The sequence below is a fragment of the Subsaximicrobium wynnwilliamsii genome (assembly GCF_007997225.1).
Taxonomy (GTDB): Bacteria; Bacteroidota; Bacteroidia; order Flavobacteriales; family Flavobacteriaceae; genus Psychroserpens; species Psychroserpens wynnwilliamsii.
The window spans coordinates 1-13,177 of sequence record NZ_VORM01000013.1 but is presented as its reverse complement, the minus strand read 5'-3'; the positions used below and the strand labels follow the sequence as shown (position 1 = coordinate 13,177).

General features: G+C 41.7%; 7 protein-coding genes. 2 read left to right on the top strand and 5 right to left on the bottom strand.

Going from position 1 to position 13,177, the window contains the following annotated elements; translation table 11 throughout:
• Positions 1–19 precede the first annotated feature (19 nt).
• The 5 genes from ESY88_RS11765 to porU all read right to left on the bottom strand — a co-directional run bounded on the left by ESY88_RS11765 (position 20) and on the right by porU (position 9,136).
• A complete protein-coding gene (locus ESY88_RS11765) occupies positions 20–1,855 on the bottom strand; it encodes a pyruvate dehydrogenase complex dihydrolipoamide acetyltransferase (protein WP_147086940.1) in 1,836 nt (611 codons plus the stop codon).
• A gap of 3 nt (positions 1,856–1,858) precedes the next feature.
• Positions 1,859–2,857 carry a pyruvate dehydrogenase (acetyl-transferring) E1 component subunit alpha gene (pdhA, locus tag ESY88_RS11760; protein WP_147086941.1) on the bottom strand — a complete coding sequence of 333 codons (999 nt, stop codon included), beginning with the start codon at positions 2,855–2,857 and terminating at the stop codon, positions 1,859–1,861.
• Between the two features lie 233 nt (positions 2,858–3,090).
• Positions 3,091–3,573: a cytidine deaminase gene (gene cdd / locus ESY88_RS11755; RefSeq protein ID WP_147086942.1), complete on the bottom strand. Its 483-nt coding sequence runs from the start codon at positions 3,571–3,573 to the stop codon at positions 3,091–3,093.
• 355 nt (positions 3,574–3,928) lie between these two features.
• Positions 3,929–5,167 (bottom strand): type IX secretion system outer membrane channel protein PorV, encoded by a 1,239-nt coding sequence (porV, locus tag ESY88_RS11750; RefSeq protein ID WP_147086951.1) that lies wholly within the window; start codon positions 5,165–5,167, stop codon positions 3,929–3,931.
• A 114-nt stretch (positions 5,168–5,281) separates the two neighbouring features.
• On the bottom strand, positions 5,282–9,136 hold the full coding sequence (gene porU, locus ESY88_RS11745) for a type IX secretion system sortase PorU (RefSeq protein ID WP_147086943.1): 3,855 nt from the start codon (positions 9,134–9,136) through the stop codon (positions 5,282–5,284).
• 250 nt (positions 9,137–9,386) lie between these two features.
• Here porU and gldJ point away from each other — a divergent pair, with 250 nt between their 5' ends.
• The gene (gene gldJ / locus ESY88_RS11740) at positions 9,387–11,060 is read left to right on the top strand and encodes a gliding motility lipoprotein GldJ (protein WP_147086944.1); all 1,674 of its coding nucleotides are present in this window, start codon (positions 9,387–9,389) and stop codon (positions 11,058–11,060) included.
• Positions 11,061–11,127: 67 nt separating this feature from the next.
• Positions 11,128–12,393 carry a UDP-N-acetylmuramoyl-tripeptide--D-alanyl-D-alanine ligase gene (locus ESY88_RS11735; protein ID WP_147086945.1) on the top strand — a complete coding sequence of 422 codons (1,266 nt, stop codon included), beginning with the start codon at positions 11,128–11,130 and terminating at the stop codon, positions 12,391–12,393.
• The last annotated feature ends 784 nt before the right edge of the window (positions 12,394–13,177 follow it).

Sequence of the window (13,177 nt, the reverse complement as noted above, 5' to 3'; positions counted from 1 at the left end):
TATCAATTGAAAGTTGCAATTACATCAACATCGTGATCGGGTTTTCAATATAACCTTTCAAGGTTTCCAGAAACAGTGCTCCTGTGGCGCCATCAACCGTTCTATGGTCACAGGCCAAGCATAATTTCATAGTATTTCCAACAACAACTTGTCCGTTTTTGACTACTGGTTTTTCAACAATAGCTCCTACAGATAGGATTGCGGAATTTGGCTGATTGATAATTGATGTAAAGCTCTCAATACCAAACATCCCCAAGTTAGAAACCGTAAAAGTACTGCCTTCCATTTCTTGGGGAGTCAGTTTTTTGTTTCTTGCACGGCCCGCATAATCTTTCACTGCTGCACCAATTTGTGGCAAGGTTTGTTCATTGGCAAATTTGACCACAGGCACCACGAGGCCATCTTCAACCGCAACCGCAACACCAATATGTACGTGGTGGTTGAGTCTCATTTTATCTGCAAACCATTGTGAGTTCACTTGTGGGTGCTTTTTCAAAGCGAGCGCACAGGCCTTAACGATCATATCGTTATAAGAAATCTTCACGTCTGGCACAGAATTGAATTGTGCTCTAAACGCTATCGCGTTCTCCATATCATACTCCACATTCAAATAATAATGTGGTGCAGAGAATTTGGAATTCGTCAAGGCCTTAGCAATGGCCTTGCGCATTTGCGAATTGTTTTTCTCCTCGTAATCCTCTTGCCCGGTAGCAACAAATTCTCCTGAAGCCGCTGCGGAAGCTGCTTGAGGCGTATAATTCTCGATATCGCGTTTTACAATACGACCGTTCTCGCCCGAACCTTTAAGTTGGGACAAGTTGATGTTTTGCTCCTCAGCCATTTTTTTGGCCAATGGGGAAACGAATACTCGGGATGAATCCGAGGATGAACTTGAACTTGAAGTTGAACTTGAACTTGAGGGTTTTTCTTCCTTCTTAGTATCTTGTTTTGGAGCTTCCTCTTTTTTATCAGTTTTCTGCTCCTCCTTTTTGTCGTCTTTCTTTTCTTCCTTTTTAGAATCTTCTTTTGACTCTTTTTTAGGTTTTTCTTCTTTAGCAGAAGCATCGCCTCCAGCCTTAAAGTTTTTTATAATGTTGGATACATCTGTTCCTTCTGGGCCAATGATCGCTAAGAGCGCATCTACTTTTGCAGTCTCACCTTCGTCCAGACCAATGTGTAATAAGGTACCTTCTTGGAAGGATTCAAATTCCATCGTGGCTTTATCTGTTTCGATTTCGGCAAGCATATCGCCTTCCTCCACTTGATCACCTTTCTTTTTGAGCCAAGTCGCCACAGTGCCTTCTTCCATGGTATCACTAAGTCGTGGCATGGTTACAACGGTAACGCCTTCTGGCAAGTCTCCAGAGGCATCTTCGTTGGAAGTTTCATCTTCAGCTTCGTCTTTAGCTTCGTCTTCATCTTCGTCTTCAGACGCTTCCGCTTTATCCTTTTTAGCGGCTTTTTCAGATTTTTCTTCGGAATTTTTTTCTTCGGAAGTATCTTCGTCTTCATCGGAAGCCTTTTTCTTATCTTCCTTATCTTCATCGGAATCATCATCAGATTTATCTTCAGACTTAGCTTTTGAGGATCCGTTGGTGTATTCAGAAATATCTTCATCCTCCTCACCAATAATGGCCAAAAGCTCATCTACCTTAGTAGTTTCGCCTTCCTGTACGCCAATATAAAGCAAAGTGCCTTCATAGAAGGACTCAAATTCCATCGTCGCTTTATCGGTTTCAATTTCAGCTAAAATATCGCCTTCCTCAATTTTATCCCCCACTTTCTTCAACCACGAGGCAACGGTACCTTCTTCCATGGTATCGCTCAAACGAGGCATGTTTATAATTTCTGCCATAGCTTATATTTTGTGTTCTATAAATGGATAATCTTCTTGCTCGTATACCACATCGTACATGACGCTTTTTTCTGGGAAAGGAGACTCATCGGCAAATTTCTCACATTCTACGACGCGTTTTTTAACACGCTTGTCAATTGCTGCCAATTCGTCTTCAGTAGCATATTTTTCCTCTAGAATAATATCCTTCACTTGAGTGATAGGGTCAACTTTTTCGTATTCCTTGACCTCATCCTTAGTTCTATAATGTTGTGCATCACTCATGGAGTGCCCTCTATAACGATAGGTTTTCATCTCCAAAAATGTTGGCCCATCACCACGTCTGGCGCGCTCAATCGCTTCGTCAAATGCTTCAGCTACTTTCACCGGGTTCATCCCATCAACGGGACCACAAGGCATTTCATAACCCAAGCCCAGTTTCCAGATATCGGTATGGTTTGCGGTTCTAGCAACAGATGTTCCCATGGCATAACCGTTGTTTTCACATACAAACACCACTGGTAATTTCCATAACATGGCTAAATTGAAAGTCTCATGTAGTGAGCCTTGACGCGCTGCACCATCACCAAAGCAACACAGGGTTACTGCATCTTTATCGTGATATTTATCGCCAAATGCAATACCTGCGCCTAAAGGAATCTGGCCACCCACAATACCATGACCTCCATAAAAACGAAATTCCTTTGAAAAGATATGCATGGAGCCACCAAGGCCTTGGGAAGTTCCGGTTGCCTTACCATATAGTTCTGCCATAACACGTTTTGGGTCAACCCCCATGCCTATTGGCTGTACGTGATTTCTATAGGCAGTGATCATTTTATCTTTGGTCAAGTCCATCGCGTGCAATGCTCCTGCTAAAACTGCTTCCTGACCGTTGTATAAGTGAAGAAAACCTCTTACTTTTTGTTTTAAGTACACCTGTGCGAGTTTATCTTCAAACTTTCTCCAGAAATACATGTCCTCGTACCATTTTAGGTAAACCTCTTTTGTGACTTTTTGCATTTAATTTTAGTATTTACTTCAAAATAATGACCAACATGGCCCCTGCTTTACGCGCGGCAGTCCCATAAATTTCCTGTAGACGCCAACGAATAGCAAAAGTAACACTTTAGTTAGTAACCAAAAAACCGAAAATCGTAAAATTTAGTGCGAAATATTGAACTTACTCCAAGTTTTAGGCTCCTGCTTAACCCTTTGATTATTTGACCTTTCATAAAGCATGATTAGAATGTGTTTCACAAAAAACTCCTGTCAAATCCCAATGGCAGTAAGTTTTCTAATGATTTAGAGCGCACCACTTTTCCCGTGGTACCCATGAAATAAATGTCGATAGGCAGCTCCTGTTTGACCTCATATTCCGAAATGGCCTGCCGGCAAGCGCCACATGGCGGAATTGGCACAGCGGTACCTTTAGCTTTAGGGCCCGCACTCAATGCCATTTTTACAATTTTTGCATCGGGAAACTGTGAGCCTGCATAGTAAATTGCTGTGCGCTCGGCACAGAGACCAGATGGGTAGGAGGCATTTTCTTGATTGTTGCCGGTGATGACTTTGCCATTATCCAGCAATAAGGCTGCACCTACCAGAAAATTGGAGTATGGTGCATAAGCTTTTAATCTAATGTCTATGGCTTTTTGCATCAATGCCGCCATATCATCGGGCAATTCATTTATGGTTTCAAAAACAGTAAGTGTAGTTTCTATTTTTATGTCTTTCATTAGGAAACGGGTTTAGACAAAAAAACCATTGCGGTTAACAATAGTTTTTTTGTGTTGTAAAAGTAAGGAAATTTAATGATTTTGGCAGTAATACTAGAGGCTAGAGGCTAGAAGCTAGAAGCTAGAGGTTAGAGGTTAGATGCTAGAACCTAGAGGCTAGCAGCTAGAGGTTTGAGGCTAGACGTAAATCATTTTACCTAAAACTCCAGGATTTTGCTGAAATTATTCGACATCCATAAATTTCTGGAAGTAAATGAACAGTTAGTGCAAATCGAGTCTATAATCTATAATCTAAGAGCGCCGCGCCTGCCTGCCGGTAGGCAGGGTCTTATGTCCTTATGAATATCCGTGAGCTCTAGTATTCTCTATACTCTCCCTCTCCAAAGTTAAAGGACAGCGAGAAGCGTAAAGTATTCTCCAACGGACTCTGGATTTGAGATGCAGAAAACAGATAGGACAAATCAATATTGATGGTGGTGTATTTAAACCCTGCACCCAAGGCGAAAAATTTTCTAGCGCCTTTATCATCACTTTCATTGAAGTAACCTGCTCTAAATGCAAAGGAATCTTGATAGAGGTATTCTGCGCCCAAAGCCCAAGTGAACTCTTTCAACTCTTCACTAAAACCACCTGGAGCATCACCAAAGGACTGGAACACGCCCGAAAGAAAACTCACATCTGTGCTTTGACCTTGAGTAATGATCGTCTGCTCAGCTTCGTTGATATCTGGTGTTGCTGGATCGTCGTTGGTTTGAGCACCGTCACCGTTGGTGTCAACAAAACCAAATAACGGTGGTGTAGGCACTAATAGCTTGGTGACCTCAGCAGTAACCGCTAATTTATTGTATTCATCAAAAATAAAATCAAAGCCACCACCCAGTCTTAGGTTGGTTGGCAAAAAGTTTTCGCGACCCCCATCATCATATTTGATTTTCGGCCCTAAATTTTGAATGGCGAAACCCAAACGGGTTCTTCCGTTAAAGCTGTCATAAGCTTGTTCTTCACTTTGATAAAATCCTGAAATGTCCACACCAAAAGAGCCAGCAGCTTGGGCATTGGCATCTACGGCTTGAATTCTAAGATCTGACCTCAAGTATCGCAAAGCTACCGCCATGGAGAATTGCTGCGCCAATCGTAAAGAATAGGACACATCCACGGTAAATTCATTAGGTTTTTCTATAGTTGGCTGTGAAAACTCATCTGGCCTGATCTCAATTTCTCCCAATCCGAAATACTTGAAACTGAAGCCAAAGGCACTTTGCTCGTTAATTCTATTGAAATAGGTAAGGTACCCCACAGAAATATCGTTTACCAACTTACTCAAGTAGGGCGTATAACTAACCGCAATACCAGATTTTGCTTCAGAAAAGGCGTATTTTGCTGAGTTCCATTGTTGGGAATAGGCATCAACCGAAGTGGCCACACCCATATCTCCCATCCCTGCGGAACGCGCATCTGGCGCGATAAGCATAAAAGGAACCGCAGTGGTAATCACTGAAGATTGATTTGGAAATGTGATGGTTTGACCTTCCTGCTGTGCATTGGAAGTACTGTAGATTGTAAGTAAGATTAGGGGTAGAATGTATTTTTTCATTTGGATGTGTGTGTTCATGGGGAGGCTTTTAGACCAATTAATGGTTAACAAATATATATTTTTATTGCAAAGAGCACTTAACTTTTCGGTTAAAGACAAAAAGCCTAGACGAGTTTATAGTATCACTAGTTTTTCTATCTTTTCCACCTGCTTGTTCAATTGGTTGGATCGCACTTTCAATTTATAGATATAAACGCCCTTTCCAATTTTATCGCCAAAATCATCGCGACCATCCCAAACAATATCCTTAGACAAAGAACTGCTCACCTTGCTGCCGCCAGAGGTTTGCCCGTTGAGCGTGCGCACGATTTTACCTGACACGGTAAATATCTGTACAGAAACGTCCAAAACATCAGAACTATTGTGATTGAACCAAAATTCGGTATAATCAATAAAGGGGTTTGGGTAATTCAAAACGTTTTCAATGACCAGTTCTTCATCTTTATCACGCACCACAAAATCAATTTCGGCGGTGGCTGCATTGTTGTAAACATCCCAAGCTTTTAAGGTCAAGGTATGCAATCCTGGTTCTAAATCCCTGAACGGGTAGCTTACCTTTCCGTTTTGATAATCGTCCACATTGGCTTGGTAATAATCATTCAATATAAAAGGGTTAATCTCATCACCATCGATGATTGCAGTGATGTCATGCCCAATGCCGCTTGCTGTGTTGATGCCATTATCATCTTGAAGTTTCGCCAACAAAGTAGGTTGCTCGTTGGTAATGCCGCCAGAAACGAAATTTTCATCGTTCATATATAGATTTATGACCGGGCCAATATTGTCTTCCGCAGCATTCTCATTGATGCCCCCCACCTGAATCTCGTTATTGAATCCCGACTTATCATCTAAAATATTATCCTGTTTTGAGTAAAAGCTAACCCGACCATTGCCCACAGGCACACCAATATCCCGTGGTACCACAAAATTGAAATCAAAATTACCATTGGTAACCGTGGCCTGCCCCCTAAAGATGGTTTCGCCCAAGGTTCTAAAATCCATCTTTGTAACCACGCCTCCATTTACTGTCCCGTCATTGGCGAGCGTTTGTCTTTGTATTTCCTTATCAAAAACAGTGGCGGTAAGCACACCATTATAATTAGGCAAAAAGTTACCTTGGGAATCGTACACCTTGCCAGACATTTTGACCCGACCCAAAGCCTCGAGCACTTCAGTTTGTTGATCTAAAGGCACATCATTAACGGCGCTAAGTTTGATATCTGGTTTTGGTATCGCCAACTTCATCGCAGGATCCCCGATATAAAACACCAAGGTTTTTTGGGGGTTCCCAGCAAGTGCATTGTCATTCTTTGTTTGTCGCAAGGCTTCCGCCATACTTGGATACTCGTTAGAACCGTACGCAAATAAGTACTTCTCCAATACCACATTGTAATCCACACCTGTATTCAAAAAGATACGTCTCGTGGTCGTGATCAAGCCAATGGCTCCACCTTCCTTATTCCAATACGTAAATTCTCCAGCGGTTAAACGTTGGGGGTTATCAAATTTGGTGTACTCACAGGTCACGGTCACAAAGAGATGGTATTTGCAAATATTCCTGATCTCTTGGGCATCTACCTTGGTAAAGATACGCTCGGCAGCCAAACCGTCTTCTCCGCCATGACCAAAATAATTGACCACCAAAGCTCCTACCTCAATGGCGTCTTTTATGGCTTTATTGACTGCTGGATAGCGTTCTCCGCTCGCTGTAGCTTGCTGCTGAAAGGCATCGGAATGGATTTTTATATCGTTTATAAAAGGTTTTTGGGTAGTTATCTCATCAGCAATGGCATCTGTGGTCAACTGAAGGTTTTGCTCTCCGGGCTTATCAATATCGTCGGAAATGACCACGATGTTGTTTCTCCAACTTCCGAAGGAATCTTCGGCGTAATAAGTTTCAACCTTATCAATCATATCCTTGGCGCGTTGAGGTGTTTCGGCAAGAATACGACCCATGGCGATATCCAATCGGTCTGAGGTAACCATGGAGCCTTCCTGTGGATCCATCATTCCAAAGAAATCGTCAGAAACAAAGGAATTCGTCAAACTAAAGGCATTATTAGAATGCCAAGAAGGCACTAAATTGGTGTTGTTGGGTAGCCGATCCTTATAATCGTAAGAACTGTCTCCAAATAGGCACACGTATTTTATACGATTGGCAGGGCTACTGGCATTCTGATAGATATATCTCACAAAATTGCGAATGGCTGCGATATCCTGGTTTCCAGAGCTAAACTCGGTATAAATCTTATCAAGCGTGACCACTTTCACGTTCAAGTTATTTCTATCCCTGTTGATCTGTGCCAATCGCTGAGCTTGGGACAGCAAAATAGTTGGCGTGACAATAAGGTAATCCACATCCTCAAACTCCCCTTGAGTATTATTGAAAATGGTTCCCTTTAAATTTTGATTGGCTACGGAAGAATTTCCATCACGTAAGGGTTCATAATAATTGAGATTGGAAACGATGACATATTTTTTTTGTGAACCTGCGGTTTCCTTGAATGAAAAGTCAGCAGTTTGCTCCAAATTTGCGGCGCTCGCCACATTGTATTTATCTGTTATGTCCCAAATTTCCTGAACATTTGCAGCATTTGAGAGGTTATATTGCACAACACCGCTCGTTGTTGACACCTCCTTATTATAGAAAGGGAATTGGGCCCCCTCAAAACGCAATTGCCTGGTCGCTTCGATAGAGATATAATCCAAATAGCCTACTGAGGTGGGATTACCGGCATTGTCGTAACTTAGATTGAAAGTGACTTCTGCAGCGTTCAAGATGATGTTGCTTGAGTAACTCCTAGAACTTCCCAACAAGTTGCTTTGCGCGCTTAGCGGGGCAAAGGTCATACTGTTTACCAATTGCCCGTTTATCACAACACTCATTGTTGTATTTATGTTACCCTCATTAACTGCTCCAGTAAGCACCTTTACCCTAGCGGGCTCAGAGCTAACCAAATTTGGAAAATTGAATTTATACTCCCTCTGGTTTTCCACATCAAAACGATCGCCAAACCAGCGCCTACCCAGTTTGCCAATATTGTACTCATCCGTTTCATAAAATTGATAATCTTGAAAAGTATCAACCGTCAAATTTGCTGCTGCGCTCGGTTGGTTCAGGGGAGCGATGCGTTTGCCAGTGCCTGCACCTACGTTAACAAAATAGTGGGATTTATCGGTAAAAAGATTGATATTGGTATTGCTTTCATCGTTGTATTCTCGCGGACCTTCTGCATAAAACAAGATATAATCGTTAGTGTCAAAAGTGCCATCTTCTTCGCCTACAAACTTTATGGCATTCTCAGTAAGATCCAACGGATAAAAGTCTTGATTGATCAAGGGGAGCATCGCGCCTCCATTACCAAATATCTTTATGGTACGTGGGTCAACATTGGTATTGACTCCAATTCTATCGAGAAAACTCTTACTTAATTTGAAAACGCCCGATTTATCGACATAAAATTTATGCCAGCTGCCGGAGCTCAAAACCGAATTCTCTATGTTTTCGTTGTTTCTTGCGTACAAATTGCTGTTTGATCCATAACTGTAATCAATCACAAATCCGGTTATTTTTTTGTAGATACCATTTTCCTTTATAATGGGCGAAAACTCTAGGAAAGCAAATTGATTGTCCCGAGCAACAGCATTGCGCAAGGTGGCGTTTGGAGAGCCTGGGATGGTTTGGCTTGGTAAGTCCTTAAGCTCATTGGCACTCATAACGGAATAAGACAAATTGCTCAATTTCAAAGAACCGCTGTTGATGGTAGAAGGCACTTTCCACTGCGCAAAATATTTTAGTCCGGATTCTTCAGAAAAACTGAAATGCGCCGCGTCAAAAGCAGGGACTTCCATCTTAGTGGTTTCGGTCTCCATTACTTTATTATCCTGCCAATTGATCTCAAACTTTTTTTGTTGGGCATAAGCCAAAACACTGCAAAGGATAAGGAAAATGGGTAATGATTTTTTCATACAATTAGTAACGACTTTAGGCATTTGTTATTATGGAGCAGGTAGTATTTGTTCAAATTTACAACAATAATTAATTTTTAAGTTCGTTAATATAAACGCCACATGCCCTGAAAACGGCGAAATATCCGTTATTAGGTATAAAAAATAGGTTGAAATGCACTTTTTTTCGATGAAATCTTAAAAAAATGTTGTTAGTTTACCTTTAATTACTATATTGCGTCTCTAAAATTAATTAGCTTACTTAAAAAGTATGAACATGAAACACATCTTAAATCTAAGGATACTATTGGCCCTAATGGCATCTTTAACAATTGTGGGTTGTAGTAGAAATTCCTCCGATGGCAACTCCAGAGCCACAGGATGGAAAATCAATGACAAGAATGGAGGTTTTCAATACAACGATAAGTTTCAAGAACAAGAAGCCGGTCCTGGATTGGTTTTTATAGAAGGTGGAACTTTTACCATGGGTAGAGTTGCAGATGATCCAATGCACGATTGGAACAACGCCCCTAGTCAACAGCACGTTCAATCCTTTTATATGGATGAGACTGAGGTAACCAACAAAATGTACCTCGAATTTTTGGATTGGGTTAAACGAACCTACCCGCCAGAAGAAGAAAATTACAGATTAATTTATCACGGCGTATTGCCAGATACATTGGTTTGGAGAAATAGATTGGGTTATGCTGAAACAATGACCGAAAATTATTTGCGTCATCCTGGGTATGGAGAATATCCGGTAGTAGGCGTAAGCTGGATCCAGGCAGTGGAATTTGCAAATTGGAGAACCGACAGGGTTGCTGAAATGACTTTGCAAGAAGCTGGCTACCTAGAGCGCGATTCTCATTTGACCTCTACCGGAGAAAGTAATTTCAACGTGGACACCTATATAAATGCGCCAACTGAAACTTACGGTGGGAATGACTCCATTATTAACCCAGACCGTTCAAGAAGACGCGTACAGACCACTGCTGCTGGAGACACCATTAATGTGTATGCAAATCGTGAATCTGGTCTTATATCACCAGATTACAGACTTCCAACCGAAGCCGAGTGGGAATATGCAGCATTGGGCATGAGTGAATTGAGGAGCTTCAATGTGTACAGAGGCCGTAAAAAATACCCATGGGACGGACAATATACGCGTTCAGGTGCCCGTAAAACCAAAGGGGATCAATTGGCCAACTTTAAGCAAGGCAAAGGTGATTATGGCGGTATCGCTGGCTGGTCAGACGATGGTGCAGATATCACTGCTCAAGTGATGTCTTATGAACCAAATCCTTATGGCTTGTATGACATGGCAGGAAACGTTGCCGAATGGGTAGCAGATGTTTATAGACCTATTGTTGATGATGAGTTCAACGATTTCAACTACTATAGAGGTAACGTCTATACCAAAAACGCCATTACTGAAGACGGCACAGTTAAAATTGTAACTCCGGAAGAGATCGTTTATGATACATTAAGTAACGGTAAAGTCGTAGCTAGAAACTTGCCAGGCGAAATACTACAAGTTGGCGTCGACGAAAACGATACGTATTTGAGAACTCAGTTTGACCAAAGTGACAACAGAAACTTTAGAGATGGTGATGCCAGATCCTCACGTCAATATGCAGATAGTTTTGAAGAAAGTGAGGAAGATGTGATCACTCATAAAATGTACAATTCACCGCTTCATAATGTGGAAAGAGATTCGCTTGGAAAAATCGTAAAAGAATATGATGAATCAAACCAAAGAACCTCGCTCATAAATGATGAAGTTAGAGTTTACAAAGGTGGCTCTTGGAGAGACCGTGCGTATTGGCTTGACCCAGCGCAACGTCGTTATTTCCCACAAGATATGGCCACCGATTATATCGGCTTTAGATGCGCCATGTCCCGTGTAGGTTCTAAAACACAAGGCAGCGGCAAAAAAAGAAACTAATTGATATTTAAAAAAATAAAAAAAGTCCTAACTGTTGCAGTTAGGACTTTTTTATTACATTTATTTCATGACAATAGACCAGATATACACGCGTTTCCTAAGTTGCTCGACCGTTTCTACCGATACGCGAACCATTAGTGAAAACTGCATGTTTTTCGCGCTGAAGGGCGAAAATTTCAACGGAAACAAATTTGCCTCGGAAGCTTTAAAGAAAGGGGCCTCTTTTTGTATTGTGGATGAATTGGAGTATGCGGTAGATGAACGTTATATTTTGACGGCAAACGTCCTTAACACATTACAACAACTAGCAACCCAACATCGAAAGCAATTGAACACGCCTATAATTGCGCTTACCGGAAGCAACGGCAAAACCACCACCAAGGAACTCATCAACGCGGTATTATCTCAAAAATACAACACCATCGCCACCAAAGGCAATCTCAACAATCATATTGGTGTGCCACTAACATTGCTCGAACTGACTAAAGATACCGAAATTGGCATCGTGGAAATGGGCGCGAACCACCAAAAAGAAATCGAATTCTTATGCACTATTGCGCTTCCAGATTATGGCTTGATTACCAATTTTGGTAAAGCACACCTTGAAGGTTTTGGCGGTGTAGAAGGTGTGATTAAAGGGAAGTCTGAGCTTTACGTACATTTGAAACAGCAGCACAAAACCATTTTCATCAACGAAACCGACACCTTACAAATCAAACAGGCTGGAGATTATGATGATATCATCAAATTTGGAAATGACATCAGCTTAGAGCATGCACCGCCCTATTTCAACATAACATTCAATACTTCGGAAATCAAATCGAAACTTACGGGTATTTACAACTTCAACAATATCTGTGCTGCCATTGCCATTGGTTCTCATTTTGGGGTTCCAGACGAAGCCATAGTGAGTGGCATAGAAACCTATGTTCCGAAGAATAACAGATCTCAGCTCATTGAAAAAAACAACCTGAACATTATTTTGGATGCCTATAATGCAAATCCCACCAGTATGCTCGCTGCATTGCAAAACTTACAAATTCAAGAGCACACTAGAAAAATAGCCATTCTGGGAGACATGTTTGAACTCGGCAAAGAGGCATCACAGGAGCATCAGGCTATTGTGGATTTTGTTGGCGATCTAGATGTGGATTCGGTTATTTTCGTCGGAAGACACTTTTACAAAACCAATTCAAACGCTGCTAAAATCAGATTTTTTGAAACCTTTGAAGATTTAAAGTCAAAGGTTTCAGAATTGGAGCTTGATAACGCGCTCTTACTCATTAAAGGTTCCCGTGGTATGGCTTTAGAGCGGGTTTTGGATTTGGTGTAGTAACAAAGAACTGAATTAATTTTAGATCCCGAAAGACTTTTTTATCAAAGTACAAACCTGCTTGATTAATATCTTAGCACCAACCAACAGATAAGCTGCGCGGTTCGTGAAATGACTGATATCATAGTTACCATACTAAAACGCTCTGGCGCCTCTGGTCGTTTTGTTCTCATAAAGCACTTCAAGCCGTTGGCTCAGCATCACTGGATTAGCTGCGCTGTTCCAGAGTTGACCCGCTCCTGCAATTACAATCCCGAAGCGTAGCCGCTTCTGGGATTTTTACGTTCAATTGGCACTTCAAGCCTTGGCCGATCTTTGTGGATTGGCTGCGCTGTTCCAGAATTGACACGCTCCTGCAATTACAATCCCGAAGCGTACACGCTTCTGGTATTTTTATGTTCAAATGGCACTTCAAGCCTTTGGCGATCTTTGTGGATTAGCTGCGCTGTTCCAGAATTGACCCGCTCCTGCAATTACAGTCCCGAAGCGTACACGCTTCTGGTATTTTTATGTTCAAATGGCACTTCAAGCCTTTGGAGATCTTAGTGGATTAGCTGCGCTGTTCCAGAATTGACCCGCCCCTGCAATTACAGTCGAAGCGTAGCCGCTTCTGGTATTTTTATGTTCAATTGGCACTTCAAGCCTTGACCGATCTTTGTGGATTAGCTGCGCTGTTCCAGAATTGACCCGCTCCTGCAATTACAATCCCGAAGCGTAGCCGCTTCTGGGATTTTTACGTTCAATTGGCACTTCAAGCCTTTGGAGATCTTAGTGGATTAGCTGC

Coding starts and splice junctions, on each gene's coding strand:
- ESY88_RS11765 (WP_147086940.1), bottom strand. CDS start 1,855: ATGGCAGAAATTATAAACATGCCTCGTTTGAGCGATACCATGGAAGAA.
- pdhA (WP_147086941.1), bottom strand. CDS start 2,857: ATGCAAAAAGTCACAAAAGAGGTTTACCTAAAATGGTACGAGGACATG.
- cdd (WP_147086942.1), bottom strand. CDS start 3,573: ATGAAAGACATAAAAATAGAAACTACACTTACTGTTTTTGAAACCATA.
- porV (WP_147086951.1), bottom strand. CDS start 5,167: ATGAAAAAATACATTCTACCCCTAATCTTACTTACAATCTACAGTACT.
- porU (WP_147086943.1), bottom strand. CDS start 9,136: ATGAAAAAATCATTACCCATTTTCCTTATCCTTTGCAGTGTTTTGGCT.
- gldJ (WP_147086944.1), top strand. CDS start 9,387: ATGAACATGAAACACATCTTAAATCTAAGGATACTATTGGCCCTAATG.
- ESY88_RS11735 (WP_147086945.1), top strand. CDS start 11,128: ATGACAATAGACCAGATATACACGCGTTTCCTAAGTTGCTCGACCGTT.